Source organism: Flavobacterium sp. HNIBRBA15423 (assembly GCF_052655965.1).
The window spans coordinates 609,029-633,285 of the sequence record NZ_CP199751.1; the positions used below are offsets into that span (position 1 = coordinate 609,029).

At 28.9% G+C, this 24,257-nt stretch carries 21 protein-coding genes and 2 pseudogenes; 17 read left to right on the forward strand and 6 right to left on the reverse strand.

Going from position 1 to position 24,257, the window contains the following annotated elements; genetic code table 11:
- Positions 1–60: 60 nt before the first annotated feature.
- The 5 genes from eno to ACULEV_RS02715 all read left to right on the forward strand — a co-directional run bounded on the left by eno (position 61) and on the right by ACULEV_RS02715 (position 8,813).
- Positions 61–1,353 (forward strand): phosphopyruvate hydratase, encoded by a 1,293-nt coding sequence (gene eno, locus ACULEV_RS02695; protein ID WP_445457138.1) that lies wholly within the window; start codon positions 61–63, stop codon positions 1,351–1,353.
- A gap of 155 nt (positions 1,354–1,508) precedes the next feature.
- Complete coding sequence (locus ACULEV_RS02700) at positions 1,509–3,470, forward strand: tetratricopeptide repeat-containing sensor histidine kinase (RefSeq protein ID WP_445457139.1); 1,962 nt, start codon at positions 1,509–1,511, stop codon at positions 3,468–3,470.
- A gap of 64 nt (positions 3,471–3,534) precedes the next feature.
- The gene (locus ACULEV_RS02705; RefSeq protein ID WP_445457140.1) at positions 3,535–4,296 is read left to right on the forward strand and encodes a LytR/AlgR family response regulator transcription factor; all 762 of its coding nucleotides are present in this window, start codon (positions 3,535–3,537) and stop codon (positions 4,294–4,296) included.
- A gap of 86 nt (positions 4,297–4,382) precedes the next feature.
- Positions 4,383–7,292 (forward strand): DUF7619 domain-containing protein, encoded by a 2,910-nt coding sequence (locus tag ACULEV_RS02710; protein ID WP_445457141.1) that lies wholly within the window; start codon positions 4,383–4,385, stop codon positions 7,290–7,292.
- A gap of 237 nt (positions 7,293–7,529) precedes the next feature.
- The gene (locus ACULEV_RS02715; RefSeq protein ID WP_445457142.1) at positions 7,530–8,813 is read left to right on the forward strand and encodes a citrate synthase; all 1,284 of its coding nucleotides are present in this window, start codon (positions 7,530–7,532) and stop codon (positions 8,811–8,813) included.
- 56 nt (positions 8,814–8,869) lie between these two features.
- On the opposite strand, the gene ACULEV_RS02720 is transcribed toward ACULEV_RS02715, so the two are convergent.
- Positions 8,870–9,232, reverse strand: coding sequence for a hypothetical protein (locus tag ACULEV_RS02720; protein ID WP_445457143.1), 363 nt, complete (start codon positions 9,230–9,232; stop codon positions 8,870–8,872).
- Between the two features lie 136 nt (positions 9,233–9,368).
- On the opposite strand from ACULEV_RS02720, the gene ACULEV_RS02725 reads away from it, so the two are divergent.
- The 8 genes and pseudogenes from ACULEV_RS02725 to ACULEV_RS02760 all read left to right on the forward strand — a co-directional run bounded on the left by ACULEV_RS02725 (position 9,369) and on the right by ACULEV_RS02760 (position 15,450).
- A complete protein-coding gene (locus ACULEV_RS02725; protein WP_445457144.1) occupies positions 9,369–10,283 on the forward strand; it encodes a dimethylarginine dimethylaminohydrolase family protein in 915 nt (304 codons plus the stop codon).
- A gap of 37 nt (positions 10,284–10,320) precedes the next feature.
- Positions 10,321–10,688, forward strand: a pseudogene (locus tag ACULEV_RS02730) (four helix bundle protein).
- A gap of 139 nt (positions 10,689–10,827) precedes the next feature.
- The gene (gene ctlX / locus ACULEV_RS02735) at positions 10,828–11,763 is read left to right on the forward strand and encodes a citrulline utilization hydrolase CtlX (RefSeq protein ID WP_445457145.1); all 936 of its coding nucleotides are present in this window, start codon (positions 10,828–10,830) and stop codon (positions 11,761–11,763) included.
- Positions 11,764–11,766: 3 nt separating this feature from the next.
- On the forward strand, positions 11,767–12,180 hold the full coding sequence (locus tag ACULEV_RS02740) for an RrF2 family transcriptional regulator (RefSeq protein WP_445457146.1): 414 nt from the start codon (positions 11,767–11,769) through the stop codon (positions 12,178–12,180).
- Between the two features lie 74 nt (positions 12,181–12,254).
- Complete coding sequence (locus ACULEV_RS02745; RefSeq protein ID WP_445457147.1) at positions 12,255–12,488, forward strand: DUF2061 domain-containing protein; 234 nt, start codon at positions 12,255–12,257, stop codon at positions 12,486–12,488.
- The gene (locus tag ACULEV_RS02750) at positions 12,476–13,210 is read left to right on the forward strand and encodes a phosphoadenylyl-sulfate reductase (RefSeq protein ID WP_445457148.1); all 735 of its coding nucleotides are present in this window, start codon (positions 12,476–12,478) and stop codon (positions 13,208–13,210) included. The genes ACULEV_RS02745 and ACULEV_RS02750 overlap by 13 nt, the downstream gene beginning before the upstream one ends.
- A gap of 15 nt (positions 13,211–13,225) precedes the next feature.
- Entirely contained in the window at positions 13,226–14,119 is an 894-nt protein-coding gene (gene cysD, locus ACULEV_RS02755; RefSeq protein WP_445457149.1) for a sulfate adenylyltransferase subunit CysD, read from the forward strand.
- Positions 14,120–14,205: 86 nt separating this feature from the next.
- Positions 14,206–15,450 (forward strand): sulfate adenylyltransferase subunit 1, encoded by a 1,245-nt coding sequence (locus ACULEV_RS02760; protein ID WP_445457150.1) that lies wholly within the window; start codon positions 14,206–14,208, stop codon positions 15,448–15,450.
- Positions 15,451–15,998: 548 nt separating this feature from the next.
- Here ACULEV_RS02760 and ACULEV_RS02765 read toward each other — a convergent pair.
- Entirely contained in the window at positions 15,999–16,637 is a 639-nt protein-coding gene (locus ACULEV_RS02765) for an RloB family protein (protein WP_445457151.1), read from the reverse strand.
- Between the two features lie 2 nt (positions 16,638–16,639).
- Positions 16,640–17,923: an AAA family ATPase gene (locus ACULEV_RS02770; protein WP_445457152.1), complete on the reverse strand. Its 1,284-nt coding sequence runs from the start codon at positions 17,921–17,923 to the stop codon at positions 16,640–16,642.
- Between the two features lie 249 nt (positions 17,924–18,172).
- Here ACULEV_RS02770 and ACULEV_RS02775 point away from each other — a divergent pair, with 249 nt between their 5' ends.
- Positions 18,173–19,183, forward strand: a complete 1,011-nt coding sequence (locus ACULEV_RS02775) for a hypothetical protein (protein ID WP_445457153.1) — start codon at positions 18,173–18,175, stop codon at positions 19,181–19,183.
- A 59-nt stretch (positions 19,184–19,242) separates the two neighbouring features.
- On the opposite strand, the gene ACULEV_RS02780 is transcribed toward ACULEV_RS02775, so the two are convergent.
- A complete protein-coding gene (locus ACULEV_RS02780) occupies positions 19,243–20,247 on the reverse strand; it encodes an IS110 family transposase (RefSeq protein ID WP_445454988.1) in 1,005 nt (334 codons plus the stop codon).
- A gap of 322 nt (positions 20,248–20,569) precedes the next feature.
- Between ACULEV_RS02780 and ACULEV_RS02785 the strand changes: the two are divergent.
- The 3 genes and pseudogenes from ACULEV_RS02785 to ACULEV_RS02795 all read left to right on the forward strand — a co-directional run.
- Positions 20,570–21,033, forward strand: a pseudogene (locus ACULEV_RS02785) (methylated-DNA--[protein]-cysteine S-methyltransferase); the annotation flags it as partial.
- 67 nt (positions 21,034–21,100) lie between these two features.
- Positions 21,101–21,853, forward strand: a complete 753-nt coding sequence (locus ACULEV_RS02790) for an SDR family oxidoreductase (protein WP_445457154.1) — start codon at positions 21,101–21,103, stop codon at positions 21,851–21,853.
- On the forward strand, positions 21,853–22,023 hold the full coding sequence (locus ACULEV_RS02795) for a hypothetical protein (RefSeq protein ID WP_445457155.1): 171 nt from the start codon (positions 21,853–21,855) through the stop codon (positions 22,021–22,023). Before ACULEV_RS02790 ends, ACULEV_RS02795 begins: the two co-directional genes overlap by 1 nt.
- Here the strand turns inward: ACULEV_RS02795 and ACULEV_RS02800 are convergent.
- Entirely contained in the window at positions 22,005–23,009 is a 1,005-nt protein-coding gene (locus tag ACULEV_RS02800; protein ID WP_445454988.1) for an IS110 family transposase, read from the reverse strand. The two genes, ACULEV_RS02795 and ACULEV_RS02800, sit on opposite strands and share 19 nt — an antisense overlap.
- 561 nt (positions 23,010–23,570) lie before the next feature.
- Positions 23,571–24,194 carry a MarC family protein gene (locus tag ACULEV_RS02805; RefSeq protein ID WP_445457156.1) on the reverse strand — a complete coding sequence of 208 codons (624 nt, stop codon included), beginning with the start codon at positions 24,192–24,194 and terminating at the stop codon, positions 23,571–23,573.
- Positions 24,195–24,257 lie beyond the last annotated feature (63 nt).

Sequence of the window (24,257 nt, forward strand, 5' to 3'; positions counted from 1 at the left end):
TACAGTTTAAATTTTAAATTTGTTATTATTCATAAAAAACACTAATTAAAATTATAAAAAATGAGCATAATTATTAAAGTTCACGCAAGGCAAATATTAGATTCAAGAGGAAATCCAACAGTTGAAGTAGATGTAATAACTGAAAATGGAATTTTAGGTAGAGCTGCTGTTCCAAGTGGTGCCTCTACTGGGGAACATGAAGCTGTTGAATTACGTGATGGAGGTAAAGCTTTTATGGGTAAAGGTGTTTTAAAGGCAGTTGAAAATGTAAATGTAACAATTGCAGCAGAAATCGTTGGTATGTCGGTTTTTGAGCAAAATGCTATAGATAAAACTATGATTGAGCTTGATGGAACAACAAATAAATCAAAATTAGGAGCAAATGCAATTCTTGGTGTTTCTTTAGCTGTTGCAAAAGCCGCAGCAAATGAGTTAGGATTGCCTTTATATAGATATGTTGGTGGTGTTTCAGGTAATACTTTGCCAGTTCCAATGATGAATATTATAAATGGAGGTTCTCATTCAGATGCTCCTATTGCATTTCAAGAATTTATGGTTATGCCAGTTAAAGCAACTTCTTTTACTCATGCAATGCAGATGGGAACAGAGATTTTTCATAATCTTAAAAAAGTGTTACATGATAGAAATCTTTCTACTGCCGTAGGAGATGAAGGTGGTTTTGCACCAAATTTAGCTGGTGGAACTGAAGATGCTTTAGACTCAATTAAACTTGCAGTAACTAATGCTGGTTATGTTTTTGGAGAAGATATTAAAATTGCTTTAGATTGTGCTTCTGCTGAATTTTATGTAGATGGGAAATATGATTATTCAAAATTTGAAGGTCCAACAGGAAAAGTTAGAACTTCTGCTGAACAGGTAGAATATTTAGCAGAATTAGCAGCTAAATACCCTATCGTTTCTATTGAAGATGGTATGGATGAAAATGATTGGGAAGGGTGGAAATTATTAACTGAAAAAATTGGAAATAAAGTACAACTAGTTGGAGATGATTTATTTGTTACTAATGTAGAAAGATTGTCAAGAGGAATTTCTCAAGGAATAGCTAATTCTATTTTAATTAAAGTAAATCAAATTGGAACTCTTTCTGAAACAATAGCTGCTGTTAATATGGCTCACAATGCTGGTTATACTTCAGTAATGTCTCACCGTTCTGGAGAAACTGAAGATAATACTATTGCAGATTTAGCAGTTGCTTTAAATTGTGGTCAAATAAAGACAGGTTCAGCTTCACGTTCTGATCGTATGGCAAAATACAATCAATTATTGCGTATTGAAGAAGAATTAGGTGATGTAGCTTATTTTCCAGGAATAAATGCATTTAAGCAAAAATAAGTTTTAAAAAATATTTTAAAAGAACCCTATTAGAATTAAATTCTAGTAGGGTTCTTTTTTTTAGATAACTAAATTCTCATTCAAAGTGGTGAAATTCTCATTTGTAGTTATTTCCTAGAATCTAAATGTTAAATTTGTTTATCAATAGTTTTAGAATGAAGAAAAAAATAGTCATATATCTTTTTTTATTAGTTTCAATTTTTATTCAAGCACAAGATAATGTTATAGATAGCTTGAAGGATAATTTAAAAAATGCAAAGAATGATATCAGTAGAACAAAATCTTTAAATGCAATTGCGGATCAATTTAAATATTCTAATCCAAGTGAAATGGAGATTTATGCTAATGATGCATTGAAATTAGCTCAAAAAATAAAATATAGAGAAGAAGAGGGTAAAGCGTTGTTAAATCTAGGTACTTCAAGTATTATCGTAGGTGATTATAATAAGGCAATTGGTTTTTTTATAAAAGCAAAGGATATTTTTGAAGATGAAATTCAATCATCAGTAAATCAAAAGGAAATACAACTCGGATTAGCAAAATCTTATGGAAGTTTAGGGATAGTTTTTTCTGAACAAAGTAATTATGCAAAAGCACTTCGGTATTATTTGAAAGCTTTAAAAATATATGAAAATTTAGGAGAAGAAGTTAGTTGTGGTAAATTATATAATAATATTGGTGTTGTTTATAAATCTCAACATTCCGATTTTAAAGCATTAGAATATTTTATAAAAGCTAACAAGATTCAAACGAAATTTGAAGATGCTAATTCTGGAATTACATTAACTAATATTGCAAATATTTATTTAAATCAGAAAAATTTAGATAAGGCTTTTGAGTATTATAATTTAGCCAAACAAAGTTTAGATAAGAATCCAAACCCAAGAGCTTTAGGGGAATGGTATAATAACATGGGGTTGTTTTATAAAGCAAATAATCAGTTTGATAAAGCTGAAGAAAGCTGGAAGAATTCAATTTTAGTATTTCAAAGTATTGATGATAAATTTGGTTTAGCCGACACCTATATTTTCTTAGGTCAATTTTTTTTAGAAAAAAAAGATTTTGATAAAGCGTTAGTAAGTACTAAAAGTGCTTTAGACTTAGCAAATGAAATTGATGTTTTAGAGCAACAAGCCGTTTCTGAAAAGTTATTAAGTGAGATTTATCAAAAGATGAATAATTCAGTTTTAGCTTTGACTCATTATAAAAATTATAGTAGTGCTAAAGATAGTTTGACAAATGAAGAAAATATAAGAAAATCGGTTGAAGCGTCAATGAATTATGAGTTTGAAAAGAAAGAATTATTTCAAAAAGAAGAAAATGAAAAAAGAGAATTGCTGCTAAAAGAAGAGGCTAAACAATTTAAAATAAAATTAATTTATATAGGATTAATTATTCTATTATTATTTGGAATAGGTTTTTTAATTTATAGTAGAATTCAACTTAAAAGGACTTTAACACTACAAAAAGAATTAGCTGAATATGAACAAAAAGCTTTGCACTTGCAAATGAACCCACATTTTGTATTTAATTGTTTAGGGTCAATTTCTAGTTTTATTGTTCAAAACGGAACAGATTCAGCTATAAAATATTTGTCAAAGTTTTCAAAATTGATGCGATTAACATTAGAATATTCTAAAGAATCGTTAATTCCAATTGATAAAGAAATTGAAAGTTTACAAAATTATTTAGAACTAGAGCAACTTCGTTTTAATCATAAATTTAATTTTAAAATAAATAAAAGTTCAGAAATTGAAGATGATGTTGCTTTACCACCTTTATTAATTCAACCTTTTATAGAAAATGCAATTATTCATGGAGTCATTCCTAAAAAAGAAATGGGCAATATTGAGATAGATTTTTCAATTGCAAATGAATCATTGATTTGTACAATTTTAGATAATGGTGTTGGAATAAATAAATCTAAAGAAAATAAAGAAAATTTAGTTTTAGCTCATAAATCAATGGCTTTAGATATTATAAAGAAGCGTTTAGAAATGATAACTTCTTCAACAAATAAAAAAGCAACCATGTCAGTTGAAGAAATTATAAGTAATGATAAAACAAAAGGGACAAAAGTAGTTCTGAGTTTACCATTGCAATATATTAAATCGTAATAATGAAATTAAAATAATAGAATTAAGTTTAAAGACTTAAAAGAATTTTATTAAAAACTAAATTATGATTACAGCGATACTTATAGATGATGATAAGAATCTTAGAGACGGAATGAAAGGTTTGTTAGCTCGTTTTGCTCCTAATATTAAAATTATTGGAGAAGCAGATAGCTTACAAACAGGAATAGATGCAATAGATAAGTTAAGTCCACAAGTTGTTTTTTTAGATATTCAGTTAAATGACGGGACTGGTTTTGATATTTTAGAACAATTAGCTTTAAAGAATGGTACTATTAAGTCGAATATTGTTTTTATAACAGCACATGAACAATATGCTATTAAGGCATTTCGGTTCAGTGCTTTAGATTTTTTATTAAAACCAGTTGATCCAGATGAGTTACAAAAAGTAATTAAAAAAATTGAAACTGTTTTAGAAAAGACAAATGATTATGCTCATATAGATTTACTTCTAGAAAACATTCGCAAAAAAGTAGATAATTTTAAAAGAATTGCCCTTTCTACTTCAGATGGAATTCATCTATTTGAAATTAACGACATCATTAGATGTGAAAGTGAAGATAATTATACTAAATTTTATATTAAAAATAACAAAACTGTTCTAATATCAAAAACACTAAAGGAATATGAGGAGTTATTAACAGAACATGGATTTGAAAGAATACATCAATCTCATTTAATCAATTTAGCATATTTGAAATCATACATTAAAAAAGACGGTGGTTATGTAGTTATGGCAGACAATAGTAATCTTCCTATTTCGCAAAGGAAAAAGGAACGTTTACAAGAAATTTTAAAAACTATTTAGCGAATTCTAATTTAAAACTATCATTTACTCAATTACCAAAACATAAACTAAACAATACAACTAAATTTATATAAAACATAAAAGTCATGAAAAAAATTATACTCTTATTACTTTTTATAACAGGAACTTTATATGCACAACCACCTATTAATACACCTTCAAATTATGTGGTTTGTGAGTATGATAATTCAGGATTTGGATTATTCGACCTTACTTCTAAAAATGCAGAAATATTAGGTTCACTCGATTCTAATCTTTATACACTTACTTATTATGAATATTCAAATGATGCTCAAAACGGAGTAAATCCAATACAAAATCCTAATCAATTTGTGTCTGATAATGTATATAATACAGTTAGTGTGAGAGTGCATGAAAATTCAAACCCAACAAATTTTGCTATAACCTATTTACAATTGGTAACACATTATGCGCCAACTATTTTTCAGTCGCCAAATATTACTGTTTTTGAAGACCCAAATGATAATGTTGCAGATTTTGATTTAAGTCAGCAAATTCCATTATTAGTTGGAAATCAAACTACATTGAATGTTACTTTTCATTTGTCTGAAATGGATGCTAATAATAATAGTAATGCAATAATTAATACAACTGCTTATACTAACATATCAAATCCTCAAGTAATCTATGCTAGGGTTGAAAGTCCAGATACAGGTTGTTTTGTAGTGGCAAATTTTGATTTAATTGTTAGTCTTGAAGGAATAGTAAATATTACTGATGCAAATTTGAAAGCAAAATTACTAGAAGCTGATTCAACTAATTCAATTGCTTCAAATGTAAATCCAAATAATTCAACTACATGGAATATCTATACAAAGATTGATACTAATAATGATGGAGAAATACAATTTTCAGAAGCAGCAGCAATTATACATTTGAATATTTCAGGTTCTTCAGTTACTAATGGAGGAATACAAGATTTACAAGGTTTGGAATATTTTTATAATTTAAGCTATTTTAATTGTAACTATAATCAATTAACAGCAATAGATTTAAGTGTTTATCCTAATTTAAAATATTTCTATAGTTCAAATGGTATTCTTGCAAATTTGGGGTTAACAAATTGTAATAATTTAGAGGTTTTAAATATTGGATACAATCAACTAACTACTTTTGATTTAAGTCAGTGTCCTAATTTAACAAATTTAGTTGTTAGAAATAATTCATTAGTAAGTTTAGATTTGAGTAGTAATGAAAAAATAACCTCTATTGATGCTTTTAATAATAATTTGGCCAGTTTTACACTTCAGAATAAAAATTTCATGAGAACATTGGGAATGGGTTTTAATCAATTAACAGATTTACAATTAACTAATCTACCCATATTATATAGAATACAAGTTCAAAATAATGATTTAACTGAGGTAGATTTTTCAACTGTTGCTTTTCAAACAGAACCTAATAATTTGCCATTTGCTAATATATTAGATATTTCAGTTAATAACAATGTTAATTTAAACTTCATTAACCTTAAAAACGGATTTATTAATTCAAGTGTTGATTTAATGTCAGATAATCTAAATGATACACAACAATATGTCTGTATTGATAATAATGATAATTTTACTTATTTTACAACAACTCCAAATCCAATAGTTAATACTTATTGTTCATTTAATCCTGGAGGAGATTATAATACTGTTGAAGGCATAGTGCAATTTGATAGTGATAATGATGGTTGCGATGTGTCAGACATTTTTGTTCCTTATTTAGGTTTTGAGATAAGTTATGATGCAGTTACAACAAATTCATATATTTATTCAAACACAATTGGAAATTATGCTTTATTTGTAAGCCAACCAGGAACCTATAATTTAAATCCAAATTTTGAAAACCCAGCCATTTACAACATTACTCCTTCACCATCTGAATTTAATATTCCAGTAATAGATAATAGCACAATCACTCAGGATTTTTGCATCTCAGCAAATGGAATATTCCCTGATTTAGAAGTTGTTATTGCTCCAATCATTCCAGCAAGACCTGGTTTTGATGCCGTTTATCAAATAGTTTATAAAAATAAAGGGAATCAAATTTTATCTGGAGATGTGTCATTTGCATATGATGATGATTTATTAGATTTTGTAACTTCAACAATTGCTCCAGATGCTATAGCAACAGGTTTATTAACATTTAATTATACCAATTTACATCCATTTGAAAATAGAAGCATTTATCTAACTTTAAATGTAAATAGTCCTACAGATACTCCAGCAGTTAATCTAGGTGATGTGTTAAGTTTTACTTCAATTATTAATCCTGTCACAGGAGATGGAATTATTGAGGATAATACATTTGTGTTTAATCAAAATGTTGTTGGTTCTTTCGATCCTAATGATATTACATGTATAGAAGGTGATGTGGTTTCACCAACAGTAATTGGAAATTATTTACATTATGTAATCAATTTTGAAAATATAGGAACAGATCAGGCAGAAAATATAGTTATAAGAATAGAAGTTAATTCTGCTGATTATGATATTAATACAATGCAACTTCTTAATGCATCTCATAATGTAGATATAAGAATAAACAACAATATTTTAGAATTTATTTTTCAGTCAATTTATTTAGACACAGGTGGACATGGTAATATTTTACTAAAAATGAAAACTAAAGATAATTTACTTTCTAGTGATATTGTAACAAATAAAGCTGATATTTATTTCGATTATAATGAACCAGTAGCAACTAATCTTGCTAACACAACCTTCCAAATTTTAAGTAATTTAATAGTTACTTTTGACGATTCAGTAAGAATATATCCAAATCCTTCAAGTAATCTACTGAATGTAAAAGCAAATTCAACTATAGAATCTGTTGAAATATACGATGTGCAAGGTAGAGTGGTCATGGCAAAAATGGTGAATGATAAAGATACTTTTGTAACTATTTCTGACTTTTTAAATGGAATTTACTTCTTGAAAGTTAAAACCGAAAAAGGTGAAAAAGTGGAGAAAATTATAAAACAATAGTATTCTGATTATAGTTTGTTAAGTCAACACCTATTAGTTTTAAAGCTAATAGGTGTTTTTTAATTAATAGGATTTTTTAACATTAAATTGAATTCGTTATTTCTATAATGTATACTTACTTTGCAAACTTTATAGAATTATTAACGAAAACCTTACCCAATTTCTTTTTATTTAATAAGGAATTCCCTAATTTTGTTAAATTAATAATTTCAAAAGATTTAATTACCAATACAAAATATGTCGAAAACTGCAATATTAGAAATCGATGGCAAAAAGTATGAATTTCCTATTATAGTAGGAACTGAAAATGAGGTTGCTATTGATATAGACAAGTTGCGTGGAGCAACGGGTGCTATTACATTAGATCCAGGGTATAAAAATTCTGGTTCTTGCAAAAGTGAAATTACTTTTTTAGATGGAGAAGAAGGGATTTTACGTTACAGAGGATATTCAATTGAAGAGCTTGCTGATAAAGCAGATTTTCTTGAAGTTTCTTATCTTTTAATTTTTGGGGAATTACCAAATAAAACTCAATTAGAGAAATTTGAGAATGATATTAGAAAATATACTCTTGTAAATGAAGAAATGAAGACTATTTTGGAAGGTTTTCCAAAAACAGCACATCCAATGGGTGTATTATCTTCACTTACAAGTGCATTAACAGCATTTAACCCAAAATCGGTAAATGTTGAAAATGAAAAAGAAATGTATGAAGCAGTTTGTAAAACAATGGGTAAATTCCTAGTAATTGCAACTTGGACATACAGAAGAAGAATGGGCTTTCCTTTAAATTATTATGATAATACTAAAGGATATGTAGAGAATTTTATGCGTTTAATGTTTGAAATTCCTACTGAACCATATAAAATGGATAAGAGAATAGTAGATGCATTAGATAAATTATTTATTCTTCATGCTGACCACGAACAAAATTGTTCAACTTCAACGGTAAGAATAGTTGGTTCTTCTCATGCTGGTTTATTTGCTTCTATTTCTGCTGGTGTTTCTGCTTTATGGGGTCCATTGCATGGTGGAGCTAATCAAGCGGTTTTAGAAATGCTTGAAGAAATTAATAATAATGGAGGTGATGTTGCAAAATTTGTTTTAAAAGCAAAAGATAAAGAAGATCCTTTCCGTTTAATGGGATTCGGACACAGAGTTTATAAAAACTTTGATCCAAGAGCAACAATTATTAAAAAAGCGGCTGATGATGTTCTAGAAGCTTTAGGTGTTGACGATCCATTACTTGATATTGCAAAACAATTGGAAAAAGTTGCTTTAGAAGATGAGTATTTTAAATCTAGAAATTTATATCCTAATGTTGATTTTTATTCAGGTATTATTTATAGAGCAATGGGTATTCCTGTAGAAATGTTTACAGTTTTATTTGCTATTGGTCGTTTACCAGGATGGATTGCACAATGGAAAGAAATGCGTTTAAATAAAGAACCTATAGGACGCCCTAGACAAGTTTATACAGGTCATTCGCATAGACCTTTTAAAGAAATTCAAAATAGATAAAAATAAAAAATCCGAGTTTTCTCGGATTTTTTATTTTTAAAAAAGGTTTGAAAAAATTATTCTTTAGTTTGAGTTTCTTCATTAGTTTGAGTTTCTGAAGAATTTTCTGCTTTCTCTTTTTTAAGTTCTTCTATTTTTTCTTCCACTTTTTCTATGATTTCTTCAAAAGCTTCTTTAGCTTGTTGTGATTTTTCTTCAGCCCATACACTTGCCTCATCAAGTTTTTCTTTAGCTGACTTAATAAATTCTTCTGTTTTTTCAGAAAGATGTAATTCGTCTATTTTTTTGGATGCGGATTCTGCTAAATCTTCTAGAGATTCTTTAGCTTCAGTTGCAAATTCTGCTGCTTTATCAATTGTTTCGTCAGCAGTCACTTTGGCTTTGCCAAACAATGAGTTAAAAAAGTTTGAAATTCCCATAATGTGTTTAGTTTTTTATCAAATGTATAAATTATATGTTTATAAATATTTATTTTTTTAGAATTATACAATTACATTCCTTTTTCTATCTTTGCCATATGAGCGTCAGATAAATGACGAATTAATAGCCAAAATCATGTTGCAATTAAATGTTAAAAATGAGTCTTCAAGGCTTAGAGCAGTTGTTTTAGGAACTGCGGTTAGTAATGGTCCAACGCCAAAAGTGGAAGAAGCTTATGATCCAAAATCTTTAGAGCATTTGTTAGCAGGTACTTATCCAGTGGAAGAAGATATGGTTAAAGAAATGGAAGCTTTTAATAAAGTGTTTCAAAAATATGATGTACAAGTTTTTCGACCTAAAATAATTACAAATTATAATCAAATTTTTTCAAGAGATATAGGTTTTGTAATTGATGATGTTTTTATTAAAGCAAATATTCTTCCAGATAGAGAAAGAGAATTAGACGCAATTCAATATGTTTTAGATCAAATTGATCCGAATAAAATTGTAAAACCACCAGAAGAAGTTCATATAGAAGGTGGAGATGTTATGCTTTGGAACGATTATATTTTTATTGGAACCTATAAAGGATCTGATTATAAGGATTACATAACAGCTAGAACAAATATGCATGGCGTAAATTATATAAAAGAATTATTTCCACATAAAATCGTAAAAGAATTTGATTTAGTAAAATCTAAAATTGAACCAAGAGATAACGCCTTACATTTAGATTGTTGTTTTCAGCCTTTAGGAACTAATTTAGGAATTATTTATAAAAGTGGTTTCAGAGAAGAGGCAGATTATATGTATTTAGTAAATCTTTTTGGTAAAGAAAATTTATTTCATATTGATAGAGAAGAAATGTATCATATGAATTCTAATATTTTTTCAATAGCACCAGATGTAGTAGTTTCGGAACAAAATTTTACTAGATTAAATGCGTGGATGAGATCCAAAGGAATTACAGTTGAAGAAATACCTTATGCAGAAATATCTAAACAAGAGGGACTTTTAAGATGTTCGACACTGCCTTTGATTAGAGAATAGTTGAAGTTGTATGTTCTAAGTTGTAAGTTATAGGTTTATGAAGAGTTATAAAGATTTAGATGTATATAATTTAGGATTAGAACTTTTTTATTTGTCTCATTCATGCTCGTTAAAGTTACCGAAATATGAAATGTATGAATTAGGTAGTCAATTAAGAAGGTCTGCTGATTCAGTTCCAACAAATATTGTGAAGGTTACGGGAGAAAACGATACAAAGCCGATTTTATAAAATTCTTAACTTACTCATGGTCGAGTTGTTTAGAAACAGTGTTTCACATTGGAAAGATAAATAGATTATATCCAGATGTAATGCGAAATGATTTAGAATTAATCAACAGGTATAATGAATTAAGCTCAAAAATTTATAACTTTATTAAATACGTAGAAGAAAATTGGAAAACATAAAGTCGAAAGTCGAAAGAGTATGGAAGAAAGAGTAAAAGAAAATAACTACAAAACAAAGTCAACACACAACTTACGACTTAGAACATACAACCTAGAACACACAACTCACAACCGATAACTAATAACCGACAACAAAAATATGAACCAAACGACAAATACCATAGTAATGATTCGTCCGGTAGCTTTCCGAATGAACGAACAAACAGCTGTTAATAACTATTACCAAAAAGTATTAGACGGATTATTACCAGCAACTGTTAATGCAAAAGCACAAGCAGAATTTGATGCTTACGTTGAAAAACTAAGAGCAGTAGGAATAAATGTAATTGTTGTTGATGATACTGTAAATCCAGATACACCAGATAGTATTTTTCCAAACAATTGGGTTTCTTTTCATGAAAATGGTGATGTAGCTCTGTATCCAATGTTTGCAGAAAATAGAAGAAAAGAAAGAAGAGAAGATATATTAGATATCATAGAAGACAAGGGTTTTGTTATTAATGAAATCATGGATTATACTTCCGCTGAGGAAGATGGTTTTTATTTAGAAGGAACGGGAAGTATAGTTTTAGATAGAGAAAATGAAATTGCTTATTGTGCTTTGTCTCCAAGAGCAGATGAAGAATTATTTATTGAGTTTTGTGAAGATTTTGAATATACACCTGTCATTTTTGAAGCCTTTCAAACAGTTAATGGTGAACGTAAACATATTTATCATACTAATGTTATTATGTGTGTGGCTGAAACATTTGCTGTTATTTGTGCAGATTGTATAGATGATAAGGCTGAAAGAAAATCGGTGCTTTATAAATTAAAAGAATCAGGAAAAGAAATTATTCTTATTACTGAAGAGCAAGTGAATAGTTTTGCAGGTAATATGCTACAAGTTCGCGGTGCAAATGACGAACGATTTTTAATAATGAGTAACGCAGCGTATGAAAGTTTAACACAATCGCAAATTGATAAAATTCAAAAGCATTGTAAAATTTTGCATGCTAGTTTAGATATTATTGAAGCTTGTGGTGGAGGAAGTGCTCGTTGTATGATGGCCGAAGTTTTTTTACCAAAAACATAAAATATGTTATCTAGAAAAACAAAATATGGAATAAAGGCATTAATTTATATTGCAAAACAAGATAATTTAATGCCTGTTCTTATCTCTGAGATTTCAGAAAAAGAAAATATATCAAAGAAATTTTTAGAAGCCATTTTATTAGATTTAAAGAGAATTGGTTTAGTAGGTTCTAAAAAAGGAAAAGGAGGAGGTTATTACTTATTAAAGAATCCTCGAGAAATATCTGTGGCAACAATTATAAGGTTTTTAGATGGACCAATCGCCTTATTACCCTGTGTAAGTTTGAATTTTTATGAAAAATGTAATGATTGTCCTAGTGAGGAAACATGTTCTTTAAATAAGCTTATGATTCAGGTGAGAGATAATGCTTTGGGCGTGTTAGAAAAGAAAACTTTATACGATTTAGTAAATTTTTAAAATTTTTTTAAAAAATACCCTAGTAATTCGATAGACTAATAGTATCTTTGAAAAATGAAATAAAATTGAAGATTATGATATTAGATTTAATTAAACCAAAAAAATCTTTCGAACTAGGAAAAGAAGTAAAAGTTTCTGCTTATAAGGCTATAACGTGGAGAATTGTAGGAACACTTGATACTATGGTGGTTTCTTATTTTATGACAGGAAGTTTTAAAATTGCTTTTTCTATAGGTGGTTTTGAGGTGTTTTCAAAGATGATATTGTATTTTTTTCATGAAAGAGCTTGGGCAAAATGGACAAAATAAACAAAATAAAAGATAAATTAGCCGAATTTAATCAACTATTAGAAGGATTAAGTTTGGAAGAAAGTATTTTATTTGTAAAGGATAATCTTGAAGGAAAAAAAGTGTTTTCTACTTCTTTTGGTATAGAAGATCAAGTGTTAACTCATTTTTTATATCCTTTAGCAAATGATTTCTCCTTTTTTACATTAGATACAGGAAGGTTGTTTAGTGAAACGTATGAAGTGTTTCAAAAAACGCAAACAAAATATAAAGGACTCCAAATAAAAACTTACTTACCAGAAGAAAAAGATATTCAGAGTTATATCGATTCAGATGGAATAAACGGGTTTTATGATAGTATTGAAAGTCGTAAAAAATGTTGTTTTGTAAGAAAAGTGATTCCGTTAAAAAGAGCTTTAGAAGGAGTTGCTGTTTGGGTAACAGGATTAAGAGCAGAGCAATCTCAAAATAGAGAAACAATGCCATTTTTAGAATGGGATGAAGAGAATAAATTGGTGAAATTTAATCCTTTACTTCATTATTCATTATCTCAATTAGAAGCAATTGTAAAAGAAAATAACATTCCTATAAATAGTTTATATAGAAAAGGATATTTAAGTATTGGTTGTGCTCCTTGTACAAGAGCTTTAAGTGAAGGAGAAGACTTTAGAGCAGGTAGATGGTGGTGGGAAAATGGTAAAAAAGAATGTGGTTTGCATATTCATATTGAAAAGAATAATTAATTTAAAGTAAGTATAATGCCAAATTATTTAGAAGAATTAGAAAACGAAAGCATTTATATTTTAAGAGAGGTTGCTGCGCAGTTTCAAAAACCAGTACTCTTATTTTCTGGAGGTAAAGATTCCATTACAGTAGCAAGATTAGCACAAAAAGCTTTTTATCCAGCTAAAATTCCATTTGCATTTATGCATATTGATACAGGACATAATTTTCCTGAAACAATTACTTTTCGTGATAAATTGATAAAAGAATTAGGAGTTGACCTAATTGTTAGATATGTTCAAGATAGTATTAATTCTAACAAAGCTCAGGAAGAAACAGGAAAATATGCAAGTAGAAATTCACTTCAAACTGTAACACTTTTAGATGCTATTGAAGAATTTGGTTTTGATGCTTGTATTGGCGGAGCAAGAAGAGATGAAGAAAAATCTAGAGCTAAAGAACGTATATTTTCAGTTAGAGACGATTTTGGTCAATGGGATGCAAAAAAACAACGACCAGAAATGTTTACTATTTTAAATGGGAAAATTAATTTTGGTGAAAACGTAAGAGCTTTTCCTATTAGTAACTGGACAGAAGAAGATGTATGGAATTATATAAAGCAAGAAAATTTAGAATTGCCTTCTATTTATTTTGCTCACGAAAGAAAATTAGTAAAAAGAGATGGAGCCGTTTTAGCACATTCCGATTATTTGAATTTGGTGGAAACAGATGAAATAATTACAGATGTAGTTCGTTTCCGTACTGTTGGAGACATGACTTGTACAGCTGCTTTATTGTCAAATGCCTCTACTATTGATGATGTAATGTATGAGAACAAAGCCTCTAAATCTTCAGAAAGAGGAGCACGAATTGATGATAAACGTTCTGAAGCAGCTTTGGAACAAAGAAAAAAAGGGGGATATTTTTGATGATGGGATGAATGGATTTTTAGATGATTGGACTTTTTGGATTCTTTGAATAATCTAATCATTGGATAATCGATAAAAAAATTAAAATGGAATTACTTAAGATAAATACAGCGGGAAGTGTAGATGATGGGAAAAGTACCTTAATAGGTCGTTTTTTATATGATAATAATGCACTAACTATTGAACAAGAAGAATTAGTTCGAAGAAAAACAAAAGAAAAAGGGCTTGAAGATTTAGATTTTTCAGTAATTACTGATGGTTTAATTGCAGAACGCGAACAAGGTATTACAATCGATGTTGCTCATATCTATTTTTCATCGGCAACTCGAAAATTTATTATTGCAGATAGTCCTGGACATATCGAATATACTCGAAATATGGTTACTGGAGCTTCTAACTCCGATTTGTCTATTATTCTAATTGATGCAAGAAAAGGATTGCTAGAACAAACACATCGTCATTATTTTATAAGTCGAATGTTACGCTTACAATCGGTGGTGTTTTGTATTAATAAAATGGATTTGGTCAATTATAGCGAGGATGTTTTTTTACAAATAGCTTCTGATATTGATAAAATGATTAAGCAATTGGATCCATTGCAACAAGATATTGCTATTATACCTATTAGTTCTTTAAAAGGAGATAATGTGGTGTATGCATCAAAAAATATGCCTTGGTATAAGGAAGCTACTTTATCGGATGTTTTACATGGTTTTTCTAAAAGAGTAGAAGATACAAAGCCTTTTAGAATGGATGTACAACAAGTATATCATGTTCAAAATGAAGAATTTGTAGATTATAGAGCTTATGCAGGAAGAATTAATTCTGGAAGTGTAAAAGTAGGCGATTTGCTTACCATTTTACCTTCTTGTAAATCATCTGAAGTAGTTGAAATTAGAAAGTTTACTTCCACATTAGAAGAAGCACATGCTGGAGATTCCATACAAATTCGTTTGAAAGATGATATTGACATTAGTAGAGGAATGCTCTTTGTAAAAGAGACAAAAGAGTCACTTTTTGAAAAAGAAGTACAAGCTAGAATTGTTTGGTTAGACGAAAAACAAGCTAATTTAGCTAGCAAATATCATATTCAATCGGGTTCGCGAACAACTGTTTGTAAAATTCAACAAATTCAACATTTAATTAAACCAGAAAGCCCGCTGGAGAAGATAGAAACTCATGAAATGGCTTTGAATGCTATTGCTTTGGTAAAATTGAAATTAGCAAACCCAATTTATTTGGATGCTTTTGCTGAAAATAAATCAAATGGAGCTTTTATATTAATTGATGCACAAACAAATAACACTGTTGCCGTTGGGTTTGTGGAGTAAAGTAAGTTTATATTGTATTCTATTCTAATCCCTAAGATGATAGTATCTTAGGGATTTTTTTATATACTCCTGAAAGAACTATTCAAGTATGTGATTATGCAAATCAAGTAGCTTGAAGAACAAACCAAGTAGTTTGAAAGGTAAATCAAGTAGGTTGAAAAGCAAACCAAGTAGGTTGAAAAGCAAACCAAGTAGGTTGAAAGATAAATCAAGTAGCTTGAAAGGTAAACTAAGTAGGTTAAAATAGGATTCAAGTAGGTTGAAAGACAAACCAAGTAGGTTTATGAGTTATTTTATTTATTTTTCTTTAAGGTAATATGCATATTTTCTTTAAAATTCCTTTTTATCAGTATAAATACTTACTAAAAACCATCAAAAATGCGTATAAATACGTATTGTGAATATGGAATGGATTGTTTAGGTTTGTAAGGAGAAATATAAAAAACTTTCGTATATACACCCACATTTGGGTAGATTAGCGAATGTTTGTTTCGTATATATACAAGTTGACAGTAATTTTAGGAAAACGCAAAATAATGACGTCCAGATTAAATTAGACTATACAAATAGTAGATTAATTCATGAATATTACTATAAACCGAAAGGTTGTATGTTTTTTCTCCTGCTTCAATTTCTTCTGTAAATTTATCACTTATCCATTTACTATTTTCAAGACCTTGTTCCATATTGGGTAATAATAATTCAAAGATATTACAAGCCTTTTCATAATCGGTTATATAATTCTCTTTTTTAATCCTAGATATAATTTCATCGCATTTTGTATATGATTTAGATTTCTTCTCAAAATGCAATAAAACAAAAAACTCAAAACAAGGAATTGTAAATGCAATCTTAATTTCAGGATTTGAATTTCTTGCAATTTCAAAAGCATCCGCCATATTAGCATGTCCATCCTTATCAAATACAACCCAAACGAAATCATATTTATTTTTATCTCTTTTGGCAATTTTTATCAAATCTTTAGCTTTATTAACTAAACCTAAAGGTGAATGATTTTTTGGTTTATAAATATCTACATCAATTGAAGCAAACTTTCTTCTGTATTTCTCTTGAGTTATTAATCCTGTAAAATAGTTTTCTTCTGTCTCTCCTTCGCAAAGAATAAGACCTCTTTTATTAATTGTAACTACTTTTTTTGATTTACGAAAACGACCAATATCTCTCATTACTAAAATTGAAAATTTAATTCATTTTGATTAATAACTGGTGAAGCTCCAAATCTTCCACTCATGTAATATTTCTCATATGGGGAATTAGCTCGAATACCAGGAATATCAGCTACAGAATAATAATGGCTACATCCTTCATATTCTTTTTCTGCAAACCAAATTTGGTCTCTTCTAAACAATTCATTATCCAATAATGATACATCATGTGTTGCGAAAATTAATTGGGCATTGTTAGGATTATTCTTTTTTGAATTAAAAATATTAATTAATGCTCTCGTTAATTTCGGATGAAGACTTTTATCTAACTCATCAATAATTAAAACTTGCCCATTGGCTAGAGCTTCTAAAATAAGTCCACCAACTGCTAATAATTTAATTGTTCCTGTTGACTCATCTGACAATTTAAATTCAACTTTACCAATCTCTTTATCTCCATCAAATTGTTTATGAATTGTTCTTATTTTATATTTATACTTTTCAATTAAATCATCTTTATCTTTTTCATTCATATCTTTAGGCAAAAGTGACCTATCAATATCCTCTGCCTTAATAGTAATCTCCTCAATGCTAGTATCAGCTACTCTCATCAATCGATTCAAATTTTCTTTAAAAAATGGTATTGCATCTTTACTCATTTTATTAGTAAAGATTCTAATTAATGCGTCATCATATTCGGTATCATGAATTGTAGATATAAATAAATGACTTATAAAAAATCTATAAGGTGCCTTTAATTGTTCATTTTTTTCAGTTCCAACTTTTGATAAGAAAAGTTGATTCGGATATAGTAAATCTTCAATTTCTTTTTTCTTCCCTGTCAAATATTCTCCATATTTAATTTTTTTTCCAATCTTTCTATCAAATAAAATAGCAGATTGACCTTTTGGATAAAACTTCAAATTTTCATAAACTATTTCGTGTTTTAAAAACCCGATTGAATAAGTATATTTAAAGCCATCTATTGCCAAAAAATCTATTGAAAATTCCACTGGCTCTGAACTATTTGTCAAGTTTAACAAATACGGTTCATACGGTTCAATTTCTTCATCAACTTTGAATTCAGCGGATTGAAAAACTAAATATTGAAATGCTCGTAATGCGTTTAATAGATTGCTTTTTCCAGAAGCATTTCTTCCATAAATAATTGAAGTTTTTAAAACACTTACTTCCGAAATATCAATAACTGATTCGCTTATCTCTTTAACCTTATTCTCTGCCAACATAGAAAAGCTCTGCCAATCTCTTATTGACATGTAATTTCTAACCCTTAATTCTAATAACATTTTTTCTAAATTTAGAAGTTATTTGTAGTTTTTATGCAAATATAAGATGAATTTAGAAATATTTAGTTATAATTCTCTTAAAAAAACTACTGCCAACAGCGGTTTTAAGAAATTGGGGTTTTCGGGCTTAATTTAAAGTTTGTTTTGTACTTTTGAAGTTCGGTTTTTAATCGAAAGTTTCGGACTTACAAATCCCCAACTTCTTAAAGCCGCGAAACGTTAGCAGCAATATCTACAACAAAAATCAACATGAATGAACTTATAGGAATCAGAAGTTTTAATCATTTGGAAATAAATGATCTCAAAAGAGATTTTTTAATCTTTGATAAAATATTCATCGTTGGACTATCTGAGTGGAAAGAAGTTTTTGAAAAAAAGTCTTTTACAAGTACTGAAGAACTTTTAGAGCAAAAAGGCTTAGTACCTTTGAACGACTTTATTATTTATAACGGTTTATTGGAAATGAATAGTCAAGTCAAAAAGAATTTTGGTGATATTGACAATTATTATGATAAAAATAAAACCGACGAAATAGATTTTAGAAATTCAAACATTCAATTTTTGATTAATGAAGGAAAATTAATTTTTGATTACGAAAGCATTAAAAAAACAAAATTTAATTCAGATATTTATTCTCAAATAAAACCAGTTATTGAATCAAAATTAAATGAAATTACAAATAAAAGCCTATATGACTTTTTTATGTTATGTGACTTGTGTCATGATTTAAAAGTAAGGATACTCTCAACTCAATATGATGAATCTAAATTTTTGGCAATACCTTGTGAAGACTCTATTTATAATATTGATGGAATTACAGATAAAAAACAAGATACTTTTCATTTAATCTTCAATGATTTTCCAATTTTGAGTGTAGAAAATTTATCATGGGAAGAAATATTTAATTTTAAAAGTGATCCTGAAACTTATAATTCAATATGGGGATTAAGAAATTGGATTAGCAACGTTTCAAAGACTCAAAAAAATATTGGTGAAATCGAAGAAGAATATCGTTACTTAAAGAATAAATATGAACAAGCTATAAAATTACATAAGTTAAAAACTAGCGATAGTGTTTTTCAAACAACTATACAAACCAGCGCTGAATTAATAGAAAATATAGCTAAATTCAATCTTCGTAATGTTTCAGATTTATTTTTTAAGTTTAAAGAGAATAAAATTTCACTGATGGAAACAGAATTAAAAAGTGAAGGAAATCAGTTTGCGTATTTGTTTAAGGTAAAAGAAAAATTTAAATGATACTGCTGCTAACCCAGCTCCGCATTCTATGATAAAAAACAACTAAAAAAGATTAAATTTTATGATGCAAATTTATAAGTATTGATATATGGAGTTTCTCTGTTTACAACAGCAAAGACTCTACTTATAAGTTTGCATCTAATATTGTTTAATACAAGCATTGAGTTTTTACCTTCTTCTTTCTTCTTTGAATAGTACTCCTTCAATTGTGGATCATATTTTAATGTGGTCATGGCACACATTTGCAATAATGACTTCATTTTTTTATCAGCCATATGATTTACTTTAGTTCTTCCTTTTATACTTGTTCCAGAACTATATTCAAATGGGGCAACTCCAGAATAACAAGCAAATTGTCTCCAGTTTTTAAAAGAGGAAAATGCTTTTGTCGCTATAATAAAATAAAGACTTGTTTGCTCACCAATACCAGGAACTGATTTTATTAATTTATATTGATTGTTTAATTTTTCATTGGATTTGATTATTTCTTTAATTCTCTTCTCAATTTTACAGATACTTTTTTTGATACTATTTATCAAAGATTGGTTGATTGGTAAAACTTCTTTATAAACCTCTTTAATAACAAACTCGCTATTTTCCTTGGTTGTTTCCAGAAGCAATAAGGATTTAAGTGCTTTTTCTCTTTCTGTATAAAGCATTTTTAATTTTTGTATATCAATTTCTACCAACTCGTTTAATCTTAATTTATCAATATTTCTAAAACTATAATATGAAATATCTTTAGCATCTGTTTTGTCATTTTTACCTCTTGATATTCCTTTTGAACGTTTGATTTCAATAGCTGGAACAATCCATAAATCTAATTTCAAACCTAATAAAATATAACTTAAATGATTGGTGTAAACACCTGTATTTTCACAACAAAACAAAATGTCTTTTACATCAATTTTTCGTTTAGTCAATAGTTTTACAAATTCCTTTATTGATTTTGGATTATTATTAATCACAAAATGTTCTGACTGTAATGTTTGAGAATTTAATAGGTTTACATCTAACTTTAATTTTGAAATGTCAATTCCTGAGTGAAATAAATAATTTTTCATAACTTTGAGATTAGGATAAACAAAAATGTTGAACTTCTTTAGAGCCTTTATTAGACCGCTATGTCTATCATTCTATTTGAAGCAATTCAACTGGGTTCAAGGAGAAGGCAGAGGACTACTGCGGAGCATAGTTCTTATACTAGCAAAGTCTAAAGTTCACCTCTGCTTTCCTTTGAATAAATTTAATCATTTTTTATCTAATCCAAAGTAAAGGCAAAGTCTCCTGACTTTGAGGTATAATATATTGTTTTTAAAGGGAATTTATTTTAATATTAAAACCAAGAATTGCTTTCTTTGCGCAAAGTCGGGAGACTTTGCGGAGCTAATGGCTTCGACAGAAAAGGGAATTTGTTATATGGCATTTTCCGATGATGAAACTGTTGCATTTCAAACAATGGGAAGTCATTTTCCAAATGCTCTTTTTAGACAAATGGTAGATTTAATTCAACAAAATGCACTCTATATTTTTACACACGACTGGACAAAATTGAACCAAATAAAATTACATTTAAGAGGAACTGATTTTCAACTTAAAGTTTGGCAAACACTTTTAAAATCCCATTGAGACAATTGACAACTTACGGAGCTATTGCCAATAAAATTGAAAATCCAAATGCTTCAAGAGCAGTAGGTACGGCAATTGGAAATAATCCCGTAGCGTTCTTAATTCCTTGTCATCGGGTTATTCAATCTACAGGAATATTTGGAGGTTATATGTGGGGCAACACAAGAAAAACAGCCATCATAGGTTGGGAAGAAGCAAAAACAAATTCAGAGTTTATTTAGCAAGTTTCGGGTTTTACGACTCCCCAACTATCTGAATCTTTGCATTCAAATTTAAAAATAAATAGAAATGCAAAGATTTAAAAACAAAGTAGCTTTAATTACAGGTGGAACAAACGGAATGGGTTTTGCGACAGCCCAAGAATTTATTAGCGAAGGAGCAACTGTAATAATTACAGGTCGTAGCCAAGAAACAGTAGATAAGGCAGTTAACCGTTTAGGTTCAAATGCTATCGGTCTTGTTTCAAATGCTGGAAAATTATCGGACGTTTTGGATTTACAAAAGCAAGTTCAAAAGCATACAAATAAATTGGATATTTTATTTGTAAATGCTGGATATGGCAAATTTGCACCAATTGAAATGGTTGACGAAACTCATTTTGACGAACTGTTTAATATGTTGGTAAAAGGAACATTTTTTACAGTTCAACAAATGTTACCAATAATGAATGCCGAAAGCTCTATAATCTTAAATACATCTTTTGTAACGGAATTTGGAATAGAGAATTTTTCAATTTATTCAGCAGCAAAATCAGCAGTTAAATCATTCATAAAAACATTTTCTTCTGAATGCACAGCAAAGAAAATTCGAGTAAACGGAATAAGTCCAGGTTATATTAAAACAAATATTTTTAATAATACAGGACTAACACCTGACCAAATTGAAGGAGCGGTAGCTGGCATTACACAAACACTACCTTTCAAACGTTTTGGCGAACCATCTGAAATTGCAAAGACAGTTCTTTTTCTTGCTTCTGAAGATGCTACTTACATTCACGGAGCAGAAATTGTTGTAGATGGCGGATTATCAAATGTGAAATAATGGAAGACAAAATCACATCAATTAATTGGCAAAACATAACAGAAGAAATGCACGAAAAAGGGTTTGCTATAATTCCAGAACTCTTAACAAGTACCCAGCCCCAGCCCAGCTCCGCATTCTATGATAAAAAACAACTAAAAAAGATTAAATTTTATGATGCAAATTTATAAGTATTGATATATGGAGTTTCTCTGTTTACAACAGCAAAGACTCTACTTATAAGTTTGCATCTAATATTGTTTAATACAAGCATTGAGTTTTTACCTTCTTCTTTCTTCTTTGAATAGTACTCCTTCAATTGTGGATCATATTTTAATGTGGTCATGGCACACATTTGCAATAATGACTTCATTTTTTTATCAGCCATATGATTTACTTTAGTTCTTCCTTTTATACTTGTTCCAGAACTATATTCAAATGGGGCAACTCCAGAATAACAAGCAAATTGTCTCCAGTTTTTAAAAGAGGAAAATGCTTTTGTCGCTATAATAAAATAAAGACTTGTTTGCTCACCAATACCAGGAACTGATTTTATTAATTTATATTGATTGTTTAATTTTTCATTGGATTTGATTATTTCTTTAATTCTCTTCTCAATTTTACAGATACTTTTTTTGATACTATTTATCAAAGATTGGTTGATTGGTAAAACTTCTTTATAAACCTCTTTAATAACAAACTCGCTATTTTCCTTGGTTGTTTCCAGAAGCAATAAGGATTTAAGTGCTTTTTCTCTTTCTGTATAAAGCATTTTTAATTTTTGTATATCAATTTCTACCAACTCGTTTAATCTTAATTTATCAATATTTCTAAAACTATAATATGAAATATCTTTAGCATCTGTTTTGTCATTTTTACCTCTTGATATTCCTTTTGAACGTTTGATTTCAATAGCTGGAACAATCCATAAATCTAATTTCAAACCTAATAAAATATAACTTAAATGATTGGTGTAAACACCTGTATTTTCACAACAAAACAAAATGTCTTTTACATCAATTTTTCGTTTAGTCAATAGTTTTACAAATTCCTTTATTGATTTTGGATTATTATTAATCACAAAATGTTCTGACTGTAATGTTTGAGAATTTAATAGGTTTACATCTAACTTTAATTTTGAAATGTCAATTCCTGAGTGAAATAAATAATTTTTCATAACTTTGAGATTAGGATAAACAAAAATGTTGAACTTCTTTAGAGCCTTTATTAGACCGCTATGTCTATCATTCTATTTGAAGCAATTCAACTGGGTTCAAGGAGAAGGCAGAGGACTACTGCGGAGCATAGTTCTTATACTAGCAAAGTCTAAAGTTCACCTCTGCTTTCCTTTGAATAAATTTAATCATTTTTTATCTAATCCAAAGTAAAGGCAAAGTCTCCTGACTTTGAGGTATAATATATTGTTTTTAAAAGGAATTTATTTTAATATTAAAACCAAGAATTGCTTTCTTTGCGCAAAGTCAGGAGACTTTGCGGAGCAAGATTATAATTGTGGTTTGAAATGACTAAAGTTCTATTCTAGCCCTGATTGTAGCAAGTTACCGTGTAACGCGGAAAGCAGGTGGAATTTTGTGCTGAAAACTAAAAGTACTGCTCCTAATTTTTAAAATAAAATTAATTTATTTGTGTAATATGCTTCGTTTTTTTTAAATCAATTTTATAAATGGTTATAAGTTTATACTCATTTACTTTGTTAAGAAAAACCATGAAACAGATGTTAAATGGATTGGAAAATACTTACTACCGAACTGCTTATGTATTGTATTCCAATGGCAATTACTATAAAGCCAATAATTCGGGAAATAGCTACAAGTCCTGCAGCACCAAGTATTCTAGATAAATAATGTGCGCTTCTTAAGATGAAAAAAATGGTTAAAGAGACACAAAGAATAGCTAAGCAAGTTGTTATTTTTTGCAAAGCTGCGGGTTGTTCTTGATACATGGCAATGAGTAGCGACATGGAACCTGGTCCAGCAAGCATAGGCATAGCTAGTGGTGTTAATGCAATATCGTTTCTATGCATAGCATCGTTAGTAACTCTTTTATTTACACCTCTTCTTTTGCTTCCATTTCCTGAAAGTAGACTAAATCCAGAATTAACAATTAATAAACCACCAGCAATTCGGAGTGCATTTATACTAATGCCAAAAAATTGGAGCATATATTTACCTATGAAATAGGAAATAATGAGAATAATGGCAACGTTAATAGCAGCCCAAAGTGAAATTCTTGATCTTTCTTGTTTGCTATCATCTTGAGTGAGGCCTACAAAAACAGGTACAGCTCCTAATGGATTTAAAACTGAGAATAATGCGGCAAATACATAAATAAATAGTTCCATAGTTTTTTTGCAAAGAAACATTAGTTTTAGAAACAGTGCTTTAAAATAAAGTTATCTCAAAGT

Excerpts from the sequence above, each read along its gene's own strand:
- ACULEV_RS02790 (WP_445457154.1), top strand. The coding sequence starts at position 21,101 with ATGCAAAGATTTAAAAACAAAGTAGCTTTAATTACAGGTGGAACAAAC.
- ACULEV_RS02770 (WP_445457152.1), bottom strand. The coding sequence starts at position 17,923 with ATGTTATTAGAATTAAGGGTTAGAAATTACATGTCAATAAGAGATTGG.
- ACULEV_RS02725 (WP_445457144.1), top strand. The coding sequence starts at position 9,369 with ATGTTGCAATTAAATGTTAAAAATGAGTCTTCAAGGCTTAGAGCAGTT.
- ACULEV_RS02795 (WP_445457155.1), top strand. The coding sequence starts at position 21,853 with ATGGAAGACAAAATCACATCAATTAATTGGCAAAACATAACAGAAGAA.
- ACULEV_RS02780 (WP_445454988.1), bottom strand. The coding sequence starts at position 20,247 with ATGAAAAATTATTTATTTCACTCAGGAATTGACATTTCAAAATTAAAG.
- ACULEV_RS02715 (WP_445457142.1), top strand. The coding sequence starts at position 7,530 with ATGTCGAAAACTGCAATATTAGAAATCGATGGCAAAAAGTATGAATTT.
- ACULEV_RS02750 (WP_445457148.1), top strand. The coding sequence starts at position 12,476 with ATGGACAAAATAAACAAAATAAAAGATAAATTAGCCGAATTTAATCAA.
- ACULEV_RS02760 (WP_445457150.1), top strand. The coding sequence starts at position 14,206 with ATGGAATTACTTAAGATAAATACAGCGGGAAGTGTAGATGATGGGAAA.
- ctlX (WP_445457145.1), top strand. The coding sequence starts at position 10,828 with ATGAACCAAACGACAAATACCATAGTAATGATTCGTCCGGTAGCTTTC.
- ACULEV_RS02700 (WP_445457139.1), top strand. The coding sequence starts at position 1,509 with ATGAAGAAAAAAATAGTCATATATCTTTTTTTATTAGTTTCAATTTTT.
- eno (WP_445457138.1), top strand. The coding sequence starts at position 61 with ATGAGCATAATTATTAAAGTTCACGCAAGGCAAATATTAGATTCAAGA.
- ACULEV_RS02775 (WP_445457153.1), top strand. The coding sequence starts at position 18,173 with ATGAATGAACTTATAGGAATCAGAAGTTTTAATCATTTGGAAATAAAT.
- ACULEV_RS02800 (WP_445454988.1), bottom strand. The coding sequence starts at position 23,009 with ATGAAAAATTATTTATTTCACTCAGGAATTGACATTTCAAAATTAAAG.
- ACULEV_RS02710 (WP_445457141.1), top strand. The coding sequence starts at position 4,383 with ATGAAAAAAATTATACTCTTATTACTTTTTATAACAGGAACTTTATAT.
- ACULEV_RS02805 (WP_445457156.1), bottom strand. The coding sequence starts at position 24,194 with ATGGAACTATTTATTTATGTATTTGCCGCATTATTCTCAGTTTTAAAT.
- ACULEV_RS02740 (WP_445457146.1), top strand. The coding sequence starts at position 11,767 with ATGTTATCTAGAAAAACAAAATATGGAATAAAGGCATTAATTTATATT.
- ACULEV_RS02765 (WP_445457151.1), bottom strand. The coding sequence starts at position 16,637 with ATGAGAGATATTGGTCGTTTTCGTAAATCAAAAAAAGTAGTTACAATT.
- ACULEV_RS02705 (WP_445457140.1), top strand. The coding sequence starts at position 3,535 with ATGATTACAGCGATACTTATAGATGATGATAAGAATCTTAGAGACGGA.
- cysD (WP_445457149.1), top strand. The coding sequence starts at position 13,226 with ATGCCAAATTATTTAGAAGAATTAGAAAACGAAAGCATTTATATTTTA.
- ACULEV_RS02745 (WP_445457147.1), top strand. The coding sequence starts at position 12,255 with ATGATATTAGATTTAATTAAACCAAAAAAATCTTTCGAACTAGGAAAA.
- ACULEV_RS02720 (WP_445457143.1), bottom strand. The coding sequence starts at position 9,232 with ATGGGAATTTCAAACTTTTTTAACTCATTGTTTGGCAAAGCCAAAGTG.